The organism is Paenibacillus sp. FSL R10-2199 (assembly GCF_038000235.1).
Lineage (GTDB): Bacteria > Bacillota > Bacilli > Paenibacillales > Paenibacillaceae > Paenibacillus_AQ > Paenibacillus_AQ phytohabitans.
In genome coordinates this window covers 3,858,332-3,879,466 of record NZ_JBBOBO010000001.1, presented here as the reverse complement: position 1 = coordinate 3,879,466, position 21,135 = coordinate 3,858,332, and the positions used below count along the sequence as shown (strand labels likewise).

At 50.1% G+C, this 21,135-nt stretch carries 22 protein-coding genes; 7 read left to right on the top strand and 15 right to left on the bottom strand.

Translation table 11 applies throughout. The features are described 5' to 3' along the window. Positions 1-61: 61 nt before the first annotated feature. The 3 genes from pgmB to NYE33_RS16555 are packed head-to-tail and all read right to left on the bottom strand — an operon-like array spanning position 62 to position 5,383. Entirely contained in the window at positions 62-691 is a 630-nt protein-coding gene (gene pgmB / locus NYE33_RS16565) for a beta-phosphoglucomutase (RefSeq protein ID WP_042138768.1), read from the bottom strand. Positions 692-740: 49 nt separating this feature from the next. After that, positions 741-3,080 (bottom strand): glycosyl hydrolase family 65 protein, encoded by a 2,340-nt coding sequence (locus NYE33_RS16560; protein ID WP_341066710.1) that lies wholly within the window; start codon positions 3,078-3,080, stop codon positions 741-743. Further along, on the bottom strand, positions 3,080-5,383 hold the full coding sequence (locus NYE33_RS16555) for a glycoside hydrolase family 65 protein (RefSeq protein WP_341066706.1): 2,304 nt from the start codon (positions 5,381-5,383) through the stop codon (positions 3,080-3,082). Before NYE33_RS16555 ends, NYE33_RS16560 begins: the two co-directional genes overlap by 1 nt. A 455-nt stretch (positions 5,384-5,838) precedes the next feature. Here NYE33_RS16555 and NYE33_RS16550 point away from each other — a divergent pair, with 455 nt between their 5' ends. Further along, on the top strand, positions 5,839-6,558 hold the full coding sequence (locus tag NYE33_RS16550) for a Crp/Fnr family transcriptional regulator (RefSeq protein ID WP_216626496.1): 720 nt from the start codon (positions 5,839-5,841) through the stop codon (positions 6,556-6,558). A gap of 134 nt (positions 6,559-6,692) precedes the next feature. On the opposite strand, the gene NYE33_RS16545 is transcribed toward NYE33_RS16550, so the two are convergent. The 5 genes from NYE33_RS16545 to NYE33_RS16525 all read right to left on the bottom strand — a co-directional run bounded on the left by NYE33_RS16545 (position 6,693) and on the right by NYE33_RS16525 (position 11,807). Next, a complete protein-coding gene (locus NYE33_RS16545) occupies positions 6,693-7,175 on the bottom strand; it encodes an NUDIX hydrolase (RefSeq protein ID WP_336102321.1) in 483 nt (160 codons plus the stop codon). 103 nt (positions 7,176-7,278) lie between these two features. Then, positions 7,279-8,097: a formate/nitrite transporter family protein gene (locus NYE33_RS16540; protein WP_341066704.1), complete on the bottom strand. Its 819-nt coding sequence runs from the start codon at positions 8,095-8,097 to the stop codon at positions 7,279-7,281. Between the two features lie 24 nt (positions 8,098-8,121). Further along, positions 8,122-8,463 carry a nitrite reductase small subunit NirD gene (nirD, locus tag NYE33_RS16535; RefSeq protein ID WP_042237941.1) on the bottom strand — a complete coding sequence of 114 codons (342 nt, stop codon included), beginning with the start codon at positions 8,461-8,463 and terminating at the stop codon, positions 8,122-8,124. A gap of 25 nt (positions 8,464-8,488) precedes the next feature. Next, entirely contained in the window at positions 8,489-10,915 is a 2,427-nt protein-coding gene (gene nirB / locus NYE33_RS16530; RefSeq protein WP_336102320.1) for a nitrite reductase large subunit NirB, read from the bottom strand. Positions 10,916-11,105: 190 nt separating this feature from the next. After that, positions 11,106-11,807 (bottom strand): hypothetical protein, encoded by a 702-nt coding sequence (locus tag NYE33_RS16525; RefSeq protein WP_341066703.1) that lies wholly within the window; start codon positions 11,805-11,807, stop codon positions 11,106-11,108. A 197-nt stretch (positions 11,808-12,004) separates the two neighbouring features. On the opposite strand from NYE33_RS16525, the gene NYE33_RS16520 reads away from it, so the two are divergent. Then, positions 12,005-12,124 carry a putative holin-like toxin gene (locus NYE33_RS16520; RefSeq protein ID WP_341066702.1) on the top strand — a complete coding sequence of 40 codons (120 nt, stop codon included), beginning with the start codon at positions 12,005-12,007 and terminating at the stop codon, positions 12,122-12,124. Positions 12,125-12,353: 229 nt separating this feature from the next. Here NYE33_RS16520 and ric read toward each other — a convergent pair whose 3' ends face one another. Next, the gene (gene ric, locus NYE33_RS16515) at positions 12,354-13,049 is read right to left on the bottom strand and encodes an iron-sulfur cluster repair di-iron protein (protein WP_336102328.1); all 696 of its coding nucleotides are present in this window, start codon (positions 13,047-13,049) and stop codon (positions 12,354-12,356) included. Between the two features lie 233 nt (positions 13,050-13,282). Here ric and NYE33_RS16510 point away from each other — a divergent pair, with 233 nt between their 5' ends. Together NYE33_RS16510 and NYE33_RS16505 are read left to right on the top strand one after the other, a co-directional pair. Continuing rightward, entirely contained in the window at positions 13,283-13,498 is a 216-nt protein-coding gene (locus tag NYE33_RS16510; RefSeq protein WP_042138773.1) for a helix-turn-helix transcriptional regulator, read from the top strand. Further along, on the top strand, positions 13,485-13,928 hold the full coding sequence (locus NYE33_RS16505) for a hypothetical protein (protein ID WP_076245665.1): 444 nt from the start codon (positions 13,485-13,487) through the stop codon (positions 13,926-13,928). The genes NYE33_RS16510 and NYE33_RS16505 overlap by 14 nt, the downstream gene beginning before the upstream one ends. Before the next feature lie 158 nt (positions 13,929-14,086). On the opposite strand, the gene NYE33_RS16500 is transcribed toward NYE33_RS16505, so the two are convergent. From NYE33_RS16500 to NYE33_RS16485, 4 genes are all read right to left on the bottom strand, one after another. Further along, positions 14,087-14,809, bottom strand: a complete 723-nt coding sequence (locus tag NYE33_RS16500) for a hypothetical protein (protein WP_052421959.1) — start codon at positions 14,807-14,809, stop codon at positions 14,087-14,089. A gap of 352 nt (positions 14,810-15,161) precedes the next feature. Beyond that, positions 15,162-15,479, bottom strand: a complete 318-nt coding sequence (locus NYE33_RS16495; protein ID WP_042138775.1) for a winged helix-turn-helix transcriptional regulator — start codon at positions 15,477-15,479, stop codon at positions 15,162-15,164. A 126-nt stretch (positions 15,480-15,605) separates the two neighbouring features. Then, positions 15,606-15,935 (bottom strand): hypothetical protein, encoded by a 330-nt coding sequence (locus tag NYE33_RS16490; protein WP_042138776.1) that lies wholly within the window; start codon positions 15,933-15,935, stop codon positions 15,606-15,608. 32 nt (positions 15,936-15,967) lie between these two features. Further along, the gene (locus tag NYE33_RS16485; RefSeq protein ID WP_341066698.1) at positions 15,968-16,903 is read right to left on the bottom strand and encodes a Gfo/Idh/MocA family protein; all 936 of its coding nucleotides are present in this window, start codon (positions 16,901-16,903) and stop codon (positions 15,968-15,970) included. A gap of 147 nt (positions 16,904-17,050) precedes the next feature. Between NYE33_RS16485 and NYE33_RS16480 the strand changes: the two genes are divergently transcribed. Next, complete coding sequence (locus tag NYE33_RS16480) at positions 17,051-17,659, top strand: TVP38/TMEM64 family protein (protein WP_042138778.1); 609 nt, start codon at positions 17,051-17,053, stop codon at positions 17,657-17,659. 91 nt (positions 17,660-17,750) lie between these two features. Further along, positions 17,751-18,737 carry a peptide-methionine (S)-S-oxide reductase MsrA gene (gene msrA / locus NYE33_RS16475; protein WP_341066697.1) on the top strand — a complete coding sequence of 329 codons (987 nt, stop codon included), beginning with the start codon at positions 17,751-17,753 and terminating at the stop codon, positions 18,735-18,737. 109 nt (positions 18,738-18,846) lie between these two features. On the opposite strand, the gene NYE33_RS16470 is transcribed toward msrA, so the two are convergent. Next, positions 18,847-19,254, bottom strand: a complete 408-nt coding sequence (locus tag NYE33_RS16470) for a GNAT family N-acetyltransferase (RefSeq protein WP_042138780.1) — start codon at positions 19,252-19,254, stop codon at positions 18,847-18,849. A 50-nt stretch (positions 19,255-19,304) separates the two neighbouring features. Continuing rightward, positions 19,305-20,450, bottom strand: coding sequence for a DUF4349 domain-containing protein (locus tag NYE33_RS16465; RefSeq protein WP_076245670.1), 1,146 nt, complete (start codon positions 20,448-20,450; stop codon positions 19,305-19,307). 371 nt (positions 20,451-20,821) lie between these two features. Here NYE33_RS16465 and NYE33_RS16460 point away from each other — a divergent pair, with 371 nt between their 5' ends. Then, on the top strand, positions 20,822-20,974 hold the full coding sequence (locus tag NYE33_RS16460) for a DUF1540 domain-containing protein (RefSeq protein ID WP_076245672.1): 153 nt from the start codon (positions 20,822-20,824) through the stop codon (positions 20,972-20,974). The last annotated feature ends 161 nt before the right edge of the window (positions 20,975-21,135 follow it).

Here is a 21,135-nt window from a genome sequence, read left to right as displayed (position 1 = left end):
CCTTCTATAATAGAATAAGTAGTAGAGGAAATAAGTTCCTCTAGGCAATTCTATCAAGGTCTTACAGTTCATGCAATCCGGATACTACCAGATCAGCCTCCTTCAGCACTTCCCGTTTCCCGATGCCAACGACCTGTATTCCCGCAGCTTTCCCGGCGGCTACACCGGCCTCGGCATCCTCGAATACCACGCAGTCCTGCGGCTGCAGGCCCAGTTCCCGGCATGCAGTCTGAAACACTTCCGGGTCCGGCTTTGCCCTGGATACCTTATTGCCGTCAACAACGGCATCGAACAGCCCTGCAATATTCAGCTTATCCAGTATAAATACGGCATTCTTACTGGCTGAACCGAGGGCAACCCCTACACCGCGCGTTCTAAGACCGCTGAGGTATTCCTTGACACCAGGCAGCAGCTCCGATTCATCCAGTCCGGAGATGTATTCCACGTAAAGGCGGTTTTTCTTATCTGCCATGACAAGCTTCTCCGCTTCACTGAATTCCAGCCCGCCAATCTCCAGCAGGATATCCAGTGATCTCATCCGGCTTACACCCTTGAGCCGTTCATTATGCTCTTCCGTGAACTGGAATCCAAGCTCTTCTGCCAGCGAGCGCCACGCAAGATAATGATATTTGGCCGTATCTACAATTACACCGTCCAGATCAAAAATTGCACCTTTCATTTGCTCCAGCATCTGTTATATGTCCTCCTTATTGCTTCTTGTTTGCTTATACAAGCTGAGTTTAAGACTTCTGCGTAAATCCGCCCTGCATTTCAGATAATATTTGAAGTTCAGCCTCTTGCGCTTTCCCCTTAGCCCGCAGCCGCAGCTGCATACCCGGACAGCACAGCTCCGGTTCGCCGCCGAAGCCGGCGAATGCTACAGCTTCGCTGTTGTCCGGCGCTGCGGTAACGGTGATCTCTTCCCGGCTGATCTGCAGCCGGAAGCTGTCTCCGCGCAGCACAACCGGCAGCTCCACTGCTTTCCACTCCTTAGGCAGCGCCGGATTCATCACAGCGGTCACGCCATCAAACTGCAGACCTGCGAAGCCGAGCACCGCTGCCATCCATGCACCGCCGTTCGCAGCCGGATGGGTTCCGCCGATATATAGATCGCCGACATACTGCTTCGATTCTCCGGTGAGATCTACAGTGGCAGTGCGCATGAAATACGGATAACCCCAGTCCGGTGAGCCGATATCTGCAGCAACAAGTGCATAGATGCACGGGCTGAGGCTTGATCCGTGCTCGGTACGCGGCTCATAGAATTCCCAGTTGGCCTGCTTCACTTCCTTGCTGAATTTGCCCTTGAACAGGTTCAGCATCAGCACGATATCAGCCTGCTTCAATATTCTTGTGGAGGTGGCCAGCCCGTTGCCTCCACCCCAGTATTCATGTTTGTTGATCACCCGTGATTTCAGCTCAGCCAGCGCAACCTCTTCCAGCTTCAGATAGCGGTCGAACTGTTCAATAACCAGAGTGTCCGGGTCCGGCTGCGGAACATAGAAATGCTCCAGCATATCTGTGAACTCAGCCAGGAACGGTCCGTCAGCAAACTGCCCTGCCAGCTCCGCATACACAGCAGGGTATTTGTCCTGCAGCAGACCCGCTGTCCGCAGTGCAATTTCCAGTGTCTCCTGCACCAGTGCATTGGTGAACGCATTATTGTTGACCCGCTCATGATATTCATCCGGTCCGGTAACATCCAGAATCTCATAACGTTTCTTCACCGGATTATAATAAGCATACGAGTACAAGAAGCGCGCACATTCCCAGATGACCTCAGCGCCGCCATCGGCAAGCATACTGTCATCTCCGGTGAACTGGATATACTGCCAGATCCCGTGCACGACATCTGCGCTGATATGCACTTGCTTATCCCGGAAATAGGTCCGCATTGGCCGTCCGGTAAACACATCATTCACATTGAACAGTGTGCAGGCATCATCTCCCGAATCCTGGCTCTCCCAGGCATAAAAAGCACCCAGATACCCATACTCAGCTGCCTTACGGCGGGCACCGTCCAGTGTATGGATGCGGTACATCATCAGATTGCGGGCAATGCCGGGATCACTATGCAGGAAGAATGGCAGCATGAACATTTCCGTATCCCAGAACACAGCCCCTTTATAGACTTGGCCGGATAGGCCGCGAGCAGGAATGGATACTTTCTCAGACAACGTTGGCGCAATAATCAGCAGCTGATAAATGCTGTACCGGAGAGCGAACTGCGCATCATCATCTCCTTCGATCACCACATCGCTGCTTAACCACCGCTCTTCCCATTTCCGGCAATGGGCTGCCAGCAGCTCTGCATAACCTGCCGCAGCCGCAGCCCTGACTGTTCGTACCGCCTGTACAGCAGGTTCCTCCTCCATGTCCAGCCCGGTGAACACGGCCACATATTTGTACCATTCATAAGTCTCTCCAGCCTTGGCGTCAAAAGAAACCGTACGGAGCGCTGCCTCTCCATGGATAAGCTGCTCTGCAAATGCGAAATCCGCCTCCTCAGCAACCGCCACCGGCAGCTGTAGTTCACCGGTAACAGCCGTTGCCAGTAGCACGCCTTCCTTCAGCTGAATCCGCTGCTCAAACAAATGGGGGCCGTTGATATCCCAGACCTCACCGTCAATCCCTGACTTAATCTCTATCCCGCAATCCACCGTACTATGAATTGTCCATTTACCGGCCAGCACATGCAGCTGATCCATGCTGACGAACCGCTCAGCTGTGAGGGTCACCTGCCCGCCGTCCCGGATACTGAACACCGTCTCCCGCCGGTGGACTGCAGTGCGGAGTTCCAGGCTCTGTATATGAGCCTGCGGCTCCGTCTGCAGAACGCTAAGCACTTTCCCGTCACAGCTGATCATAGTGAACATTCCGTTCGGGGCATTCACCGGCTCACGCCACTTATCTCCCGCTCTGTCGTATAACCCGGCCAAGGTAACAGCCGTGAGCTGCTCCTTGCCGAACTCCTCGAGCACACCCCGGAATCCCATATACCCGTTACCGGTCATATATTTATTCCCGTTGGTCGTAATCCTGCCAGGTTCGAAGCTGCTTTCGCTTACGGTCCAGTTCATTATGCCATCATCCCTTCACCGAGCGGAAGCCTCGTACCTGCAGCATCCACTAGAACCAGCTGACCATAAATAGTAACTTCAGTGCTTCCACCCTCTATGGCTCTGAAGCTGACCGAATCTTTGTTCACAATAATTCCGAGCAGCACGCCCTCATACCTCACCTGGAAGCTATAGGAGGTCCAGCGCTGCGGCAGTGTAGGCTGGAAGGACAGACGGGCACCATCAGAACGCATGCCGCCGAAGCCGTACACAATGTTCATCCAGGCTGCTGCAATCGAAGTTGTATGCAATCCTTCTCTGGTATTGCGGTTGTAGTTATCCAGATCCAGCCGGGTAGCGAACTCGAAGAAATGATAAGCTTCCTCATGTTTGCCGACTTCACTGGCCAGAATGGAATGAATGGACGGCGAGAGTGAGGATTCATGGATACATCTGGATTCGTAGTATTCATAATTCGCAAGCTTGGCTTCTCTGGAGAACTGTCCGTTATATAAGAACATGAACATCAGCACATCCGGCTGCTTGATCATGTCATAGCGGTACAGGCGGTCATACGACCAATTCGAGTAGAGCGGGAATTCGGACACCGGAATCGAGTGAATATCGATATGAGGCATATCAAAAAATCCGTCATGCTCCTCATACACCCCGCTCTCCGTATCCAGCGGAATCTTCATATGCTCGCGTTTGTTGTCCCAATCGGCCAATTCCTCTTCATGGAGCACCGTTTTGGCAACAACGGCTGCATATGCTTCAGGCGTCTTCACCTTCATCCCGGCAATGGTTTCGAGCGTGAATTCAAATAATTTCTTAGCCATCAGATTGATATAGCAGTTATTGTTGACCATCAGCTGAAATTCGTCAGGTCCCATGACGCCGAAATAACCGTATTCCCCGCTGCGCTGACCCCACTGGCCGCGGGTCGCATAGAAGCGGCTGATCTGAATCAGCATCTCGGCGCCTTTGCTGTAGAGGAATTCCCGGTCACCTGTATTCTTCACATAATGCCAGATGCCGTAGGAAACGGCAGTTCCCACATGCAGCTGAAGGTTAGAATGCTGCCACAGATCACAGCTCTCAGTCCCGTCAATCGTGGCAATGGGATAAAAAGCGCCTTCGCAATCCACATCCTTCCCGCGCTGCATGGCTTCCGGCAGTGTCTTATAGCGGAACTCCAGCAGGCTGCGGGCCGCCTTCGGATTATTGAACATATAGAACGGCAGGCAGTACGATTCCGTATCCCAGAAGGCCAGACCGCGGTATGCTTCACCCGTAAGCCCTTTGGCACCGATGTTATAGCCCGGATGATCTCCATGATAGGTCTGATACAGCTGGAAAATGCAGAACCGGATGCCCTGCTGGTTCTCGGGATCTCCTTCAATAGTGATATCGCTGGTTGCCCAGATACCGCTCCAGTAAGACGCTTGGTCAGCAAACACCTGCTGCTCTTCCAGCCCGCTTACCCCTGCTGCAAGCTCCATACCTTCAGCCCAGAGGCTATCCGCCGTACGGGAAGCTTTGTTGTCCGCTGCATTCACGACGAGCTTGGTGAAGGAAGCCGGTTCTCCTTGAGACAGTTCAAGCGAGAATTTCCGTCCGATGAACCGGTCACGCTCCACAAGCTCTGTATTTAAAGGCTGGGAGGACTGAAGCATAAACCCGGAGAACAGCTTGTTCCCGGTTGTCAGCGTACTTCCAAGAATAGCTGTAACCGCTCCTTCGTCTCCGCTGCGCAGCTGCTTCCACATGCTCTGGCCGTGTTCTTCGTGGATCATGTTGAAATCAAGACCTGTACAGATATCTACACTCCCCGTGAAGTTAAGCGGCTCAAAGGTGATCTGCTGCAGACCCAGATGAGACAATGTCATACTTACCAGGCGCGTGAAGCTGATCTGCAGCTGTTTGCCGTCCGGCAGATGCCAGATGAATCCCCTCCGGTATGTCCCGGTACGGAAATCCAGTCTGCGGGAGTAATTCGTAACCTTGCTATGGGCCAGATCGAGCTGTGAGCCATTAACGGATATCCGGGTATACAGCCAGTCCACCGCATTTACCATATAACGGAGTGTCCGGATAATGCCCTTGTAATGGTTGCCGACATCCATCTGCTCGTTTAGCCCATTCAAGTAGCTGCCAGGCAGCGAATCTCCGCTGTACCCTTCTTCGGCATACCCCCGCACGCCCATATACTCATTGCCCAGCGAAAAAATGGATTCCGAGGTCCGGTTACGCTCCGGATCAAAGCCCTCTTCTATAATCGCCCACGGATCGACCTTCAGATATTTGTCCGCCACTTTTGCCATATTTGATTTCTCCTTCTCTAGGGGAATGTTCCGCCCTTCCCGCAGTTGTCCTCGGAGGTACGGACGTTCAGTTCCAGAGTATCTCTAAGCACCTTCAGGACCAAGGTCTGCTTATAACGGAGTTATGTGCATTTTTACGGAAATGGGGAAATCCTGCAGTGTGGGGTATAATATTTTAGACAATTCAGTGCTTTTTCCCGCAAAAACAAAAAAAGCCGCAAGCTCCCAGGATCTTTCCAGATTAGGAGGCAGCTGCTATAATATCCTGTAATACAGGTTATGGACCCGCTTTTGGCGCGAAAACATATCATATCTCACACAAATGAAGTGAAAATTATCACAATGTAAAAAATTCGACACTTTTTCGCGAAAATTTTTACCCATAAAGAGGAATTTACATGTATAATTAATTTAAAATTTACTGAAAAACTGAGGGAATAAAGGGGATGTCGATTATGATAAAGGAACATTATAATGTTATCGAAGCCCGCGGCAATACAAACTGTTTCTCCGAACAGAACTTTAACCGGCTATTGGTCACAATGAAGGAGCGCATGGTCCCTGAAGGCTCTCACCTATTCTGGGAAGGCGACTATTCGGATAAATTGTTTTATATCAAACGTGGACGTGTGAAACTAACCAAATCAACTGACGAAGGCAAGGAACTAATCCTGTATATGTATCAGGCCGGTGACATGGTTGGTCAGGCAGACCCTTTCTTCAGCACGAAGCATAGCTTCACTGCCGAAGTAATTGAAGAAAGTGAAGTCGGCGTCATCGAGCAGAAGGATCTGGAGATTCTGATCTGCCAGCACTGTGATTTCGCGATTGACTTCATGAAATGGATGGGGATTCATCACCGTCTCACGCAGACGAAATTCCGCGACCTGATGATGTACGGCAAACCGGGTGCACTCTGCTCTACGCTGATCCGTCTGGGCAACACCTATGGAGAGAAGACCGGCGACAGCATTCTGATCAATAAAAAAATTACGCATACTGATCTGTCCAACATGATTGGCGCTACCCGCGAAAGTGTTAACCGTATGCTAAGCGATCTGCGTAAAAAAGACGCTGTAGAGTATGAGAACGGCATGATTGTCATCAAGGATCTGTCGATGCTTCAGGACATCTGCCACTGTGAATTATGCCCTAATGAAATTTGCCGGATTTAATTCCTAATAATAATACCCTCTATTCACCTCAATGAAACATATATGACCCAATAAATTAATAGAGTGGTCGAAGGCGCCCTGTCCGGCGTCTTTTTTTCTTGTCTGCTGAAGTGATTCCCGCGCTGCCAGCAATTCTACAAGGTCTTTATTTCCCAAAAATCATAGTATTCCGTCCTCATAGTCAGCTCATCCCCGCTAAGCCACTTCGCTGCCAGTACAGCTCCCGGTGAAGCCGAATCCAGCGTGATCCGGGCTAATTCCACCCATTCCATCCCGCTCGAATCCTGTTCTGCAAAAGCTGAAATAGCTGCTGGCTCCTGCTCCCCGTCCAATTCAACCTGGTACAACGCTGCCAGATGATGCATATGCGTGAAGTCTTCCTCCTGATAACGGACAAAAAAATCGAATATGCCCAGGTTTCGTTCTGCCTTGACTGCAAATCCGGTCTCCTCCATGAATTCTCTGACTAGGCCGTCAAGCAGAGATTCGTTCTCTTCAAGTCTTCCGCCAGGCAGATCGTATCTTCCGGTGTATGGCCCTCTTCCCTTATGAATTACCAGCAGCTTGCCGTCACGCTGGCAAATTCCATATACGCCAAAATGGTTAAAGCTCTTCATGACTGTCCACTCCCTGATTCGAGTCCTAAACAGCTTACCACAGATAGATGCTCCTTTCAGTGACAAAAAAGCCCCGCAGTAATTAAACTGCGGGGCTTCTAAATTAACTTATTTTCTTAGTCTGCATGGTAGTTGATACTTTACGGGGACTACGCACAGGTGAGATCAGCCAGTATGCCATGCCGACGAATACACCGCCGCCGATGATATTGCCTAGCGTAACCGGAATCATGTTATGCAGCCAGCCGGCAATGCTCACGGTCTCGGGATGATTCGGCAACAGTACTGCCACGCTGAGCAGCGTCATGTTCGCTACACTGTGTTCGTAGCCGCTTGCGATGAAGGCGAACAGGCACCACCAGATCAGCACCAGCTTCGCCGCTTCACTCTTGGCGCGGGAGGACATCCACAGCGCCAGGCAGACCAGCCAGTTACAGAGAATACCGCGGAAGAACAGCTCCGAGAACGGCAGGCTCATCTTCTTGGCTGCTGCCGCGAAGATCAGATGCTCGGCAGGCGCCGCCTTAAAGAGACCCGATCCCTGAATCAGCAGGGCAAGAACCACTGCACCGGCTACATTGCCGAGGAATACCAGGACCCAGTTCTTCACGGTATCCCAGACCGTAGTTCTCCCGGCAAGCGTGCTTACCGTGAAGAACATATTATTTCCTGTGAACAGCTCCGAGCCAGCGAATACAACCAGGGTCAAGGCAATCCCGAAGGATGCGCCCATAATCAGCGGCTGGAACGGTGACTTGATCGCTGCCAGCGGAGCCCCCAGCGAGAAGATCAGAATAATACCAATACCTACATAAGCTCCTGCCAGGAGTGCCGCCAAGAAATATTTGGGCAGGCTCTCATTCATCTTGTCGCGTTTGCCTACGGCTGTCTCAACGATATTCTCTACGCTCTGCGTAAACATATCTACACCTGCTCTTCTTTTAATTTATAGCCTTGCCACTGCCGCAGGCAGACTAACCTTGACGACTCCGTCCTCCACAACAACCGGATGGACTACTGCCTGACCGCGGTCCGGAGCCTGAACTTCTCCGGTCCGCAGATCGATTTTCCAGTCATGAAGCGGGTCATACAGATAATAGCCGGATACAATCCCCTCAGCGAGCGGACCGCCCTTCGGGTGGGGACTGTGGTTCTCCACTGCATAGAAAGCGCCATCCGATGTGCGGAATATAGCTAACTCCACCTCTCCTGCATTTACTACCCGGCCAATCTGCAGCATGAAATCGTCTGCGGCTCCTACTGCATACTCTCGATTACTGAGTTCCATAATTTTCTCTCCCTCTCCTTTCAGGCTAGACCCGTGTCTGTTCGAACAGTGCTGTGCGGGTACCGTTGTCATCCAGCATCTTTTTCCATGGATCGCTGACTTGTGCCAGGGCGAAGTCAATCCGTGCAGCGAGTTCTTTCCGGTTGTCATCACTGCCCAGAATAACGGTCTGGATATGCTCAAGGCCCATACGTTCTACCCATTCTGAAGTTCTCTCCAGGTAATTGCCGGTTTCACGGTAATACTGCATTACGGCGGAGCAGACCTCGACCAGCTCTTCATCGGTTCTTACCTTGCAGAAGGCATCAGCGATCCGTGGCTTAATGCCGCCGTTTCCGCCGATAAATACTTCCCAGCCGCCGTCATTGCCGACAATGCCGATATCCTTCGTGCAGGATTCTGCACAGTTACGCGGACAGCCGTTAACCGCCATTTTGAACTTGGCCGGCATATCCAGGCGCTCATACTTGCGCTCAAGCATAGCGCCCATGCCCATGGAATCCTGTGTGCCAAAACGGCAGAACTGCGAACCTACACAGGTCTTCACAGTGCGCAGGGATTTCGCATAGCCATAGCCGGACGGCATATCCAGCTCCTCCCACACCTTCGGTACATCCTCTTTTTTGACACCGATCAGATCCAGACGTTGCCCGCCGGTCACCTTCACAACCTTCACATCATATTTCAGGGAAACATCGGCAATCCGTTTCAAATCCTCGGGAGTGGTAACCCCTCCGTACATCCGCGGAATAACCGTATAAGTTCCATCCTTCTGAATATTAGCGCTCATCCGTTCATTAACGAAGCGCGATTCCTTCTCGTCCTCATGGGTGTCCGGATAGATCATACCCAGATAATAGTTCACAGCAGGACGGCATTTAGAACAGCCTTCCGGCTGCTTCCAGTCCAGCACATGCATAACTTCTTTGGTGGTTTTGAGCCCTTTAGCCGTAATTTCGGCTACAATCTCATCCCGGCTAAGCGGGGTGCAGCTGCAGATCCCCTGCTTGGCGCTTTGCTGGAAGCTGTCCCCTAATACGAACTGCAGAATCTGCTCAACAACTGGCTTACAGCCGCCGCAGGAACGGGTAGCTCCGGTGCAGGCTTTGATTTCATCCACTGTAGTGAAGCCATTCTCCGTAACGGCATCAACAATCGCCTTTTTGGTAACCCCGTTGCAGCCGCAGACAATCTCTTCATCGGCCATTGCTTCAACGGATAGACCTTTCTTGGCTCCGCCTCCGCCGCAGCAGCCTGTGCCCATGACCTCTCCATAGATCTCATCGGTCATTTCTGTTCCCTGCTTCACCAGCTTCTGCAGGCTCGCTGATTCCGTTACATCACCGAACAGAACCGCACCGACAATAATATTGTTTTTGAGCAAAATCTTCTTATAGGTTCTCTTCCACTCATCCTTGGCGGATATGACGGTATGCTCCGCTGTTTCGGTGAACTCTCCGGCCGAGAAAACATCAACACCGGAAATCTTGAGCTTCGTCGCGACAACCGAACCTTCGTATCCCGGAGTCTGCACACCAGACAAATGCTTAGCCAGTACCATCCCCTGCTCGAAAAGCGGCGCTACCAGACCATAGCAGGTCCCCCGGTGCTCCGTACATTCACCGACAGAATACACGTTAGCCATGGAGGTCTGCAGATAGTCATTGACGACAATCCCGCGGTTAACCTCGATGCCGCTATCCTTGGCAAGCTGAACATTAGGTTTAATTCCGACTGCCATTACCACAAATTCTGCGGGCAACTCACTGCCGTCACTGAAGCGCAGCCCGGTAACCCGCTCTTCTCCAGTCAATTCGACCGTCTGCTTGCCCATGGCGAATTTCACACCTTGACGCGCAAGCTCCGCCTGCAGCATGGAAGATGCCGTTCGGTCCAGCTGCCGTTCCATCAGATCCTCAAGCAGATGCACAACGGTAACGTCCATCCCCAGATTCACGAGGCCTTTGGCTGCTTCAAGACCAAGCAGACCGCCGCCGATAACAGCTGCCGTGCGGTACTGCTTCGCTGCGGCCAGCATGGCATCGCAATCTGCGATATCACGGAAGCCGACTACCCCGTCCTTTGTACTGCCCGGAACAGGTAATATGAACGAATTAGAACCCGTAGCAATGATAACCTTGTCGTAATGAACCGCCTGTCCGTTATCTGTAATCACCTGCCGGGTTTGTTCATCAATCCGGGTGACAGTCGTTCCAGTATGCAGGGTAATATTGTTATCCGCATACCACTGACGGTCATTCAGGATAATATCTTCAATGGTTTTACTGCCTTCGAGAACATAGGACAGCATAATCCGGTTGTAATTGGGATGCGGCTCACTGCCGAAGATCGTGATATCATAAGCGCCGCCCAGCTTTAAAATCTGTTCAATAGTGCCTACACCCGCCATGCCATTGCCAATCAGCACTAACTTTTCTCTGTTCGCTGTCACTGGTAGGACCCTCCTTCAGAACTCAGATTTCTTCACAAACTTGCTTTATAGTGAAATTATACTGCCCAAAATTCCCCGGCATTTGTGATTCCAGTCACATTAAATGTGAAACATTTCACATAAAGTATTAGACACACAAAAAAGGACCTCCGCGCACTCGGCACAGAAATCCTTGTATCCGCTATCGTAATTACTTCAGAACCAGTGATATCTCCAGCTTGTCCTGCGGTCTGAGCTTCATATCCACTCCGTTACCCAGCAGCGCTTTGTCATTAACCTTCAGTTTCCATTCCTCACTGCTGAGTGGTGTGTAATCCATTACGGTAAGAATCGTCTTGTTATTTTCTGCCAGCTTAATCATCCCGCTGTTCTTCATAAGTCCCTTCACTGACAAATCTTCCGTAAAGGACAGCACATGCGAATGCGTCAGCTCAGGCTGTTCACTCCCGCCGTTCACCGTAAGGATAACCGGTTGAAATAACGCCCCGGCTGCGGCCGGCTGTGCAGAGAAGAGAATCGCCGCTCCAGCCTCGATTTTACTGTTCAAATCCGTAAGCTTCTTGCTGTTCACCTGTACTTCCCACATCATATCCTGACTAAGCGCAACTCTATTGACCTCAAGAATACTATAGCCGTCTGCAGCAAAAGTAACGATCCCGCTCTTTCTCAGCAGTTCTATGATGGAATTACCTTCTTTATAAGCTTCGTTAAGCAGTCTGCCGGAGGTTCCTGCCATTTCACGTTCACCCACCAGAATTGAAAAAGATAGTCCTGTGCTTCCGCTTCCGGTGTTGCCCCCGGTGTTTCCCGGTCCCAGAACCGAGCTGCAGCCGCTGGCTGTGATTATAAAAACAAGGCACAGCAGTAAGCGCCCCATCCATTTTGTGGACATTCCACGGCACCGCCTTCTTATGTAATATCCCTGACTCTTTAAGGATACCGCATAGAAGACCTGTTCTCAAATTATTTCTGTCATGTAGCAATCATCGGTATAATCTTCCAAGTTAAAAGGTCTCATGCTATAATCACAGAAGCAATAGAAGGCTTACAAGGGCGGTCGGCTATTCTCCCGGAAGGGAGGTGAGGCCAATGGAGGTTTATCAAGCTTTGTCACTGATGTTCATGTTCTGCATGTTCATTATTGCTCTCTTAACTAACTCAAAAAGAAATAGACCGCCCTGGTCAAAGGATGCGGTCTGTTTCTGCTAAACCATATTCCAAGCCTCCGCCCTTAAAAGCGGCTGTTGCAAATGGGGAGTCGTGTTGGTCGCACGGCTCTCTTTGCATTGTACGCTGTTTCTGAATCGAGTATACCACAGAGATCGATGAAAGTTAACTCGGCTGACCGGCATTAGAACTGTGCCTCTTAAATCTTGCATTATTATCGCATTCTATATAACAAAAAAGTCCCCGGAGGGACTTTCCGTAGCAATACATTTTATTGATAACGCAGGAACAGGTTATTGTTCTCCAGATGCACATGCTCGAAGGTCATACCTTCCAGCTCCTCAAGGCGTGCATAGGTCAGGCGGTAAGTCGTGCAGGCATGCGCAGGCGGTGTGTAATCATTGGTTACCCGGCGGAGCTCGCGGAGGATCTCACCGGCACCATCGTGCTCGGCTTCCAGATTATGCAGCAGGCCGCGCAGCTCCGATAGGCCTTCTTCAGTCGGGTTCTGTGTGTAGGCCAGCATTTTAGGGAATTCGCTCTCTTCTTCCTTCGCCGTATGCTGAAGCAGATCTTCGCGCAAAAGATTAAACAGGCGGTGCATCTCGCCCAGATGCGGAGAATCCTCGCCATGCACGCGGAAGACTTTGGTTACATTCTGGCTGATTAGCGGAAGCTCTTCACGCAGGTAGCGGTGATGCTTGTTCACAATATAATTCACCAGCTCTTCAGAGGAGGCCTCGTTCCAGGCTGTATCCTCTTCCAGTACCGGATGCTCTTCCTGCAGCTTGTTCAGATCCTGAATCATCGCTTCCGGATCAAGCCCTTTCTCGGCAGCAGCTTCAGCCAGCGGCTTCGCGCCTCCACAGCAGAAATCAATGCGCTTAGCCTTGAAATAATCCGCAGCCTTAGGGAACTGCAGGACGATGTCTCTGACCATTGCTTCAGAGGTGAAACCTGATTGAATTGTTATATCGTTTAATTGATTGGACGCCATTGTGGCCCCTCCTCATGTTATGGGTATAGGTTTTTAGTTGCTGATCACCTTTACACCTTAACACCGGCAGGAGGATGGACTAGTGATTGTACGCACTGGATATATAAAATTTTATTGAACGGAATGATTATAAAAAAATCCACCATGTATAATATAGTAGACATAATGTTACATATATATTACAATCTACGCGAGGTGAGGGAATGGGGAAAAACCTGAGGCTTAAGGCCTCAAGAGCGGCAAAAGACATGTCGCAGAAGCAGCTGGCGGATGCTGTGGGAGTCACCAGACAGACGATTATTGCAATTGAGAACGGTGACTACAATCCCACAATCAGGTTATGTATTGATATTTGCCTAACACTGGGTAAGACGCTGGATCAACTTTTTTGGGAGGGAACTGAGTATGAGCAAAGCTAACCTGGACGAAAGACAACTGTTGAAGCGGAACAAAGCGGGGAATCAGTCATTTATGTTACTGGCCTTCCTGCTGTTGGCGGATATGGGCCTGCATAATTACGGAATACAGTGGCTCAAGTATCCATTGAGTAATTATGTTATTTTTATGATTGGTGTCGGCTCCTATCTGGTACGTCTGATCTGGAACGGTTCCTATATAGGACCTGGACGGGAGGGCCTGACAGCTAATAGCAGAAGCGCAGCCGTTATCCTTCTATCAATTCTGATTGCAGTATGCATCATTATTGCCGCGCGCATGAGTCCATCCCCGATAATACCAGACGGTAGTGCAAGCGGAAACGCAATTCTGATTATATCTGCAGCAGTTGGAGTGGTGATCTTAAGTTTGGTTCTTTGGATTAGAAGAAGGAATAACCGGGATGAGGCGTAAAAAGTACCTGGCGGATTCCTAATGATACTCAATCATTCCCAAAGTGCTGCCGCATCAAGGAGCTCAACAAATTATTCAGCAGCACTTTCCTTCTTGTTTTTCTTCTAAAATCATTCTCAAAGCCACCCTTTAACCCTTCAATGTATGCATAGTATGATTTATTGAACAGTCGCCTGCATATATGTCCGCTTGCCTTGCGCATCCTTCAAATAGGGTCCAAGACCGGCAAACCGCGAATGATCCACATACACTCCAGTCATCCACCTGCCTTCGGTCAGACCTCCATTCCACTGCAGCACCAGATCCGGGGCAGAGATCCATTCCTGATAGACTCTGATATTCTTATCCTTATATTCTTTGGCTTGTTTATTCATTTCCATTAACGGGGTCTGTGTCATATAGGTAGGCACGAAATATACAGAAATAAGCTCCAAATCATCTTCGCTGAGAAAAGCATCTTCACCTAAGTAAGGCTGGAGCAGCAGCGTATTCTCATACATCGACCAGATTACCGCCTGCAGCACCATACTCTGACTAATGCCGTTATGAAAGGTGAAGCGGCGCGGCGGGCCGGAGGTATCGCTATCCGCAGCTGTCACAGGCTCCAGACAATGCCTTTCACAACCGATGCATTTCCAGCCGGAGGGGCTTTGAATCCACTTCTGAAACACACTGCCGCTATCATTGTCCCCTTTGTATAGAGAGGATATGATCTCATAAGGCACGCCAATCCAGGCATCCCATAATGAAGCGGGAAGATGGCTATGAAGCATATACAACACCTTGTCATAAATCAGCTGCACTCTAATTGACGCAGTCTCCAGTTCAGCGACATCCTTTTTTCCATAGGCTATTTCGCGGGAAAACAAGGTGATGGTCATGATCCTCGCCTCCTAAAAGTTTTGTGAGCGTTACTTCATAAGAGTCCACTACGGCAAAACTTGCATCGAAAGCATACGCTAGGTTTTGTGAGCCTAAACATCCCTGAATCAGCATCGTTCAAAACTTGCCTCGAAAGCATCGTCTTAGTTTACTTGCCTTAACTTCGGCTTATTCACATTCTCCTTAGGCTTTTCCCAGTTTTGTCAACGCTTCCACACATCCGTAACTTTAGTTTGTTCTATTATATTACACAGGTTTGGACACAGTGCAAGTTTTATTTAGCAAAACCGAAGCAAAAACCCCTTAAACCGGAGACCGGTAAGGGGCTGTCATTAGGAATATGAAACGTAACTACTCAACCCAGCTCTCGGCCCAGAACTGAATTTGCTGCATAACCGGCTCAAGCGCCCGGCCTTTGACCGTTAATTCATACTCAATGCGCACCGGTGTTTCCGGATATACATGACGTACCAGAATGCCTTCACATTCCAGATCCTTCATACGCTCGGACAGCATCTTGTCGCTCATTGTCGGAATCAGTCCGGAAATATCCTTGAACCGCTTAGGGCCGCTCATCAAGGTCTGAATAATAAGTCCATTCCAACGTTTGCCTAAAAAAGAAAAGGCCGTCTCGAATCTCGGGCACATCGTCAGTTGATGTTCTTCCATTGTTTTTCACCTCTCACTTGTGAAGCTTACTATTAGTTAGTATATATAATTTTACCACATTTATTCTGTAATGAACATCGTTTACCAAAAAAAAGTTCATTAACCATAACTATTATATCTTCGTTGTCAATCCCTTGTGTCTGCTTTCTGCTCCCGCTGATGAATCGCTTCAGTTACCACGTAAGCGAGGTCATCATTGCTATATAGCGACAGTACACCAAGTACGGTGTCATCGGAGATAAAACCGGCCTCTTCCTCGGATACAGTCAGTGCCAGCGCATTGCTCAGCGCCTGATTGCCCTCCTGCTGCGGATATGCCTGTAAATACAGTGCGTGCGGGTCCAGCTTGTTATTCACGCACCACTGGGCAAAAACAAGAATCATCATTTCCTCATCCCGTTTGTAGCTTTCGATAATTCTCTCTTCCATTGACTTGCCGTAATCCTGATCTTCCATGTTGTTCTCCTCTCTGCTGCTAATCTGAAAATTCAACGGCTGAGCTTCGCTGCCAGCTCATGGCTCGGCAATACGGCTGAAGCGGAAATGCCGCATTGCTCCGGGGTCGCGATATTACTCAGGTAATGGCTGACGGCTCCGCTGAAGCCTCTGCGCTCCAGTATAGTGTCCCAGCTGCCGAAATTCTGCGTGCGCGGCAGGGAACCCTGCTCATATAATGTCGCCCGATCCATATCCGTCACTTCGACTGATCTGCCATTTCCGTGCAGCTCCAGCTTCTCCAGATCAGCACCGGCATCGCGCACCATACTGTATATTCCGGTTGCTCCGCTCTTCCAGTCCAGCTGCCCCAATGACTGCAGCAATCTGTCTTCTGTATCTGTCTTCAGGCTGCTGTGAAGCAATTCATAATCGCCGCCGCACAGCCATAGCAGCAGATCCAGCATATGGATCAGATCATCATGAATGGTTTCATGGCTTGTACCCTGCTGCAGCTTCGTCCGGTGCTTGATTGCGCTGCATTGGCTAATGCCTCCGGCTTTCAGCAGCCAGGACTTGGCCGCCATATACATCGGAGCATAGCGGCGGTTGAAGCCAACCCCCAGCAGCAGTCCCTTGTTCTCTGCGAGCTCGGCCATCCGCCGGGATTCTTCCAGATCATAAGACAGCGGCTTGTCCACATATACGGAGACCCCATGCTCCAGGCAACGGGTTACAAGTTCATAATGTGTAGGTGTTGGACTATGCACGAATACAGCATCTATGTCCCAGGATAACAGCTCATTCAGGTCAGTTGTCCCTTTCTGAAGACGATAGGTTTGAACTGCCCGCTGCACCGTCGCAGAGGAATGGCTGAGTACCCCTACAATTTCCGCCTGATCATGACGGGAGAGCAGCGGCAAATAGACTTTACGGGCAATATCGCCGATGCCGATTAATGCCACTCTTTTGCGTACAGGTATATTCATTGAGGTATCTCCCTTAAATATTGGGGATTTCTATCCCTTATAGGTGTATTATACCGTGACAAGCGGCGGCGACAATGATCTTTGCTTCAATAATCACTTTTTTTTCAGTATGATGAAATGTATGGAGTAAAGAAGGGGCATAGTAAAATGAGAAAATGGCTGACGGTAATTCTGTATGTTTCGTGTATAATCCTCGCGTTTATCTACAGGTATGAGATTCTGGCCTGGCTCAAAGAGGACCATAATCTGCTTCTGTCCATGCTTGCAGCCACTGTTCTGGCCTTGTTTCCGGTAATCCCCTACAAGCTGATCATCGGTCTGTTCGGATACGCCTATGGAAGCCTGGCGGGAGCGTTAATATGCTGGAGCGCAACCACATTGGCTGCAGCAATCGTGTATGGTCTGGTTAAATATATGTTCCAGAGCAAATCCATGACTTATCTGAACTCAATTTCAGCGCTGGATAAATTCACCGGGGCCGTGCAGCGGCGTCCGTTTGCCTCTGTAGTCCTCGCCCGGCTGGCGCCTGTGATTCCGCAAATGGCTGTGAATATCTACGCCGGTGCTGCCGGACTGCCCTTCTGGAGTTATCTTGCAGCAACCGGCCTAGGTAAAATCCCGGGGATCACCCTGTACGCCTTCCTCGGCGGCCAAATGTTCCAGCATCCGCGCAATGCTGCCATTGCCGTGATTCTCTACATCGCCGTGCTTGCAGCTGCCGGATTCTCCATGCGGCCGCGGTCCGCTAAAATCTGAGGGGTATCCATCAAGCTGGCAGAGTGCAGCTATTTGATTTATAATTAAATTGTGATCTATTTAATTGCATTCTATAGATGGAGGGATATTAATGAGTGAAGTTCAATCTGATTCTATAAACGTCAAGACGGAAAAAGCTACGTTCGCCGGAGGATGCTTCTGGTGCATGGTATCCCCGTTTGAAGAACTTCCCGGTATTGTCGAGGTAATCTCCGGCTATACAGGCGGTCATACCGTTAATCCGACTTACGAGGAAGTCTGCTCGGAAACGACCGGACATGTCGAGGCTGTGCAGATTACGTTTAATCCGGATATTTTCCCATATACCAAGCTGCTTGAGCTGTTCTGGCAGCAGATTGACCCTACCGATGCCGGAGGGCAATTCCATGACCGCGGCACCTCTTACGGAACAGCGATTTTCACCCATTCGGAAGAGCAGCGTCTGCAGGCTGAGGCATCTAAGGCAGCACTGCAAGCCAGCGGACGTTTCTCTGCTCCTATTGTGACTCCGATTCTTCCGGCCAAGCCTTTCTATCCGGCCGAAGAATACCACCAGGGATATCACCACAAGAATCCCGGCCATTACAAGCGTTACCGCAAGGGCTCCGGGCGGGAAGCTTTTATCGAAGCACACTGGACTCACAAGGAGGACAAAAAAAGCCTGAAGGAGCGCCTGACTCCGCTGCAGTATGAAGTTACGCAGAACAGCGCTACCGAATCCCCCTTCCGCAACGAATTCTGGGATCATCACGGGGATGGAATCTATGTGGATATTGTTTCCGGCGAGCCCCTGTTCAGCTCACAGGATAAATTCGATTCCGACTGCGGCTGGCCGAGCTTCATGCGTCCGATCCGCGATTATGCAGTCAAGGAGAAAACTGACCTCAGCCATCTGATGATCCGCACCGAAGTGCGCAGCAAAACAGCCGATTCCCATCTCGGCCATGTCTTTAATGATGGTCCCGGGGCAAACGGGCTGCGCTATTGCATCAATTCGGCGGCTTTACGTTTTGTTCCCAAAGAAGATTTGGAGAAGGAAGGCTACGGCGAGTACCGCGTTCTTTTCCAGCATGCTTGACGCAGGTCGATAACGGCCGCCTCATCCACCCATAAGTCATCGCTACAGCAGAAAGCCTCCAGACCGGTAATAACAGGTTTGGAGGCTTTTCACATGAGTGTTATAGCCCTTATAAAAACAAACTCATCCCCGGTGCCCCGGCAGGCCGTTCCAGAAATCCGAACTGACTGTAGAAGCCCGATTTCCCCTGGGCGGATGACAACTGAATCCAGCGGATCCCCCGGCTGCGGCAATGACTGATCAGCTGATCCATAACTGCGCGTCCCAGCCCCTGCTTCTGATAAGCCGGAAGCACAATCATATCGCACACATAACACTGGATTACACCATCGGAAACGATCCGGCCGGAGGCCACCAGGCGGTCATCCTCATACACCGTGAGAATATGCCAGCTATTCTTCAGCGCCATGTGCATATGTTCCTTCGTCCAGAGCCTATCTGCATTCCAGCCGGTGGATTGATATAAGCTGTAATACTCATCCATGTCCGGAATATCTGTGCGGTAAGTAAAGCCCACTCCGCTTCCCCCTTAATCACTTCAAACTCTGAACCTGACCATTCAACTGCTTATTTATTATCTTTCTCAGTATCATTCTCTATTTCAGCTGGTGCGATAGGCGCCTCAACGTCACGGTCCAGCAGTTCCCGGTTCTGTTCACGGTTGCCCTGGCGTATCTGTTCGAAGTGCTCCCGCTCCCGGCGCTTAAAGATTCTGCGGAACCAGATCACAACCGCCACAACCACTGCAGCCACGATCAGCACCGGAAGTGCAGCCGCCAGCACAACTACAAGCCACTGGAACATTACAGATAATGCCTTCATGCTGCCCTGCAGCGCCTCCGAAGCACGTTCACCCAGCGGTCCTTGTTTTTTCACTTGGGTGACGGCGATGCTCTCCTCTGTCTGGTAAAGGCGAAGCTCCACGGTCGAGAAGGATACGTTCTGGTCAATATAACGCATTCTGCCCTTGATCTGTTCGATTTGCTCCTGGATTGCACCCAGCTGGTTGGCAAACTGCACGAGATCTGCCGGTTTGGTCGCTTTTTTCATGAAATCGATATATTGCGTCTCCATCATCTGCTTAGCCTTGAGGCGTGACTCCAGATCCACGTACTCTTCCGAGACATCCTGCCCCTGAATACTTCTCTGCAGCTTCTCATGTTTGACCTTCTCCAGATTGTTCAGAAAAGAAGAGAAGCCCGACGCCGGTACCTTGAGGATGAAGGTTCCGCCCTGTTCATATTCAGACATATTCTCTGAAAATTCAATAATGTAACCGCCTGCCAGTGTGATCATATTCCGTACTTCGGTCTGTGCCGCCCCGTAATCAGCTACCTCCATGTTGAGGTTAGCCTTATAGATCAGCTTTTTGTTCAGACCTGCCACCACATCAGTTCCCGTGAACCCGGCTGAAGCGTCTGCCGCCTGCTCTGCCCCCGGATTAGGGACCGCAGGATTCGCACCTCCGCCTTGCACCGCATTCTGATCATTCACAGCCACCGCGGTGGTGGAGTTGAAATTTTCGGTCATTTCCTTCGCTGCCGGCACACTGGCAGCTGAGCCGTCTTCCACTGCCGCCGCGGACTCAGCGGTCAGCGCATTATCCGCTGTATCTGCCGCCGAATTGGCATTGTTATTGCCTGCCCCGCAACCTGCCAGAACCACTGCCAACACAATTAAACACAACAAAGAATGCAGACCCCATTTTCGCATGTTCATTCCTCCAATAGTGTAATGGCGAAAGGCCGTTTTATCTATAGATCTCTTCCGCGCTTATACCCTTTGACGTTCCAAAAGCTGGAAGGTTGCAGACAATTAGGAGGATAGCAGCCTTTTTTTGTGTTTTTTCCCATATCGGTAAAAATGCCAAACAGGACACTCAGCAGCTGAATGATCCCGTTTGCGTAATAGCTCTTTATTTGTTACAATTGTAGTGTCTGTAAAAGACAAAAAGCACCAAATACCCTCCATTCTCAAGGAATAAGGGTAAGGTGCTGTTCGGACAAGCTCCACCTTGCCGGACAGATCTATTCAATTGCTAACTGATTTATGATGCCAACTACTATAAGAGGAGGTGAACCCTCATGGCAAAAGACGTATTGTGTGCAGTTAACTCCTGTACTTACTGGGCTGAAGAAAACAAATGCAACGCTGAGTCCATCTTCGTTGCTTACCACAGCTCCAAAGAACCTACTCATTCTGAAGAAACAGATTGCAAAACCTTTGAAAGCAAATAAGGTCTGAAGAATATCGAAGGGACCCTCCACGGTTCCTTCTTTTCTTTTTTCATTTTATCAAGAATGATAATTATTATCAAGTGTTTCTTGCAAAAAAATGAAAATAAATCACTATAACCAGAGTGGCTTACCCTGAATATAGTGATTTATTTATGTCAGGC

What these genes read in the sequence shown, in the direction of transcription:
- NYE33_RS16510 (WP_042138773.1), top strand. Translation starts at nt 13,283, where the DNA reads ATGGGGAAAAACCTGAGGCTTAAGGCCTCAAGAGCGGCAAAAGACATG.
- msrA (WP_341066697.1), top strand. Translation starts at nt 17,751, where the DNA reads ATGAGTGAAGTTCAATCTGATTCTATAAACGTCAAGACGGAAAAAGCT.
- NYE33_RS16460 (WP_076245672.1), top strand. Translation starts at nt 20,822, where the DNA reads ATGGCAAAAGACGTATTGTGTGCAGTTAACTCCTGTACTTACTGGGCT.
- NYE33_RS16500 (WP_052421959.1), bottom strand. Translation starts at nt 14,809, where the DNA reads ATGACCATCACCTTGTTTTCCCGCGAAATAGCCTATGGAAAAAAGGAT.
- NYE33_RS16560 (WP_341066710.1), bottom strand. Translation starts at nt 3,080, where the DNA reads ATGAACTGGACCGTAAGCGAAAGCAGCTTCGAACCTGGCAGGATTACG.
- NYE33_RS16520 (WP_341066702.1), top strand. Translation starts at nt 12,005, where the DNA reads ATGGAGGTTTATCAAGCTTTGTCACTGATGTTCATGTTCTGCATGTTC.
- NYE33_RS16540 (WP_341066704.1), bottom strand. Translation starts at nt 8,097, where the DNA reads ATGTTTACGCAGAGCGTAGAGAATATCGTTGAGACAGCCGTAGGCAAA.
- NYE33_RS16490 (WP_042138776.1), bottom strand. Translation starts at nt 15,935, where the DNA reads ATGGAAGATCAGGATTACGGCAAGTCAATGGAAGAGAGAATTATCGAA.
- NYE33_RS16545 (WP_336102321.1), bottom strand. Translation starts at nt 7,175, where the DNA reads ATGAAGAGCTTTAACCATTTTGGCGTATATGGAATTTGCCAGCGTGAC.
- NYE33_RS16495 (WP_042138775.1), bottom strand. Translation starts at nt 15,479, where the DNA reads ATGGAAGAACATCAACTGACGATGTGCCCGAGATTCGAGACGGCCTTT.
- pgmB (WP_042138768.1), bottom strand. Translation starts at nt 691, where the DNA reads ATGCTGGAGCAAATGAAAGGTGCAATTTTTGATCTGGACGGTGTAATT.
- nirD (WP_042237941.1), bottom strand. Translation starts at nt 8,463, where the DNA reads ATGGAACTCAGTAATCGAGAGTATGCAGTAGGAGCCGCAGACGATTTC.
- NYE33_RS16505 (WP_076245665.1), top strand. Translation starts at nt 13,485, where the DNA reads ATGAGCAAAGCTAACCTGGACGAAAGACAACTGTTGAAGCGGAACAAA.
- NYE33_RS16480 (WP_042138778.1), top strand. Translation starts at nt 17,051, where the DNA reads ATGAGAAAATGGCTGACGGTAATTCTGTATGTTTCGTGTATAATCCTC.
- NYE33_RS16550 (WP_216626496.1), top strand. Translation starts at nt 5,839, where the DNA reads ATGATAAAGGAACATTATAATGTTATCGAAGCCCGCGGCAATACAAAC.
- NYE33_RS16555 (WP_341066706.1), bottom strand. Translation starts at nt 5,383, where the DNA reads ATGGCAAAAGTGGCGGACAAATATCTGAAGGTCGATCCGTGGGCGATT.
- NYE33_RS16525 (WP_341066703.1), bottom strand. Translation starts at nt 11,807, where the DNA reads ATGTCCACAAAATGGATGGGGCGCTTACTGCTGTGCCTTGTTTTTATA.
- NYE33_RS16465 (WP_076245670.1), bottom strand. Translation starts at nt 20,450, where the DNA reads ATGCGAAAATGGGGTCTGCATTCTTTGTTGTGTTTAATTGTGTTGGCA.
- NYE33_RS16485 (WP_341066698.1), bottom strand. Translation starts at nt 16,903, where the DNA reads ATGAATATACCTGTACGCAAAAGAGTGGCATTAATCGGCATCGGCGAT.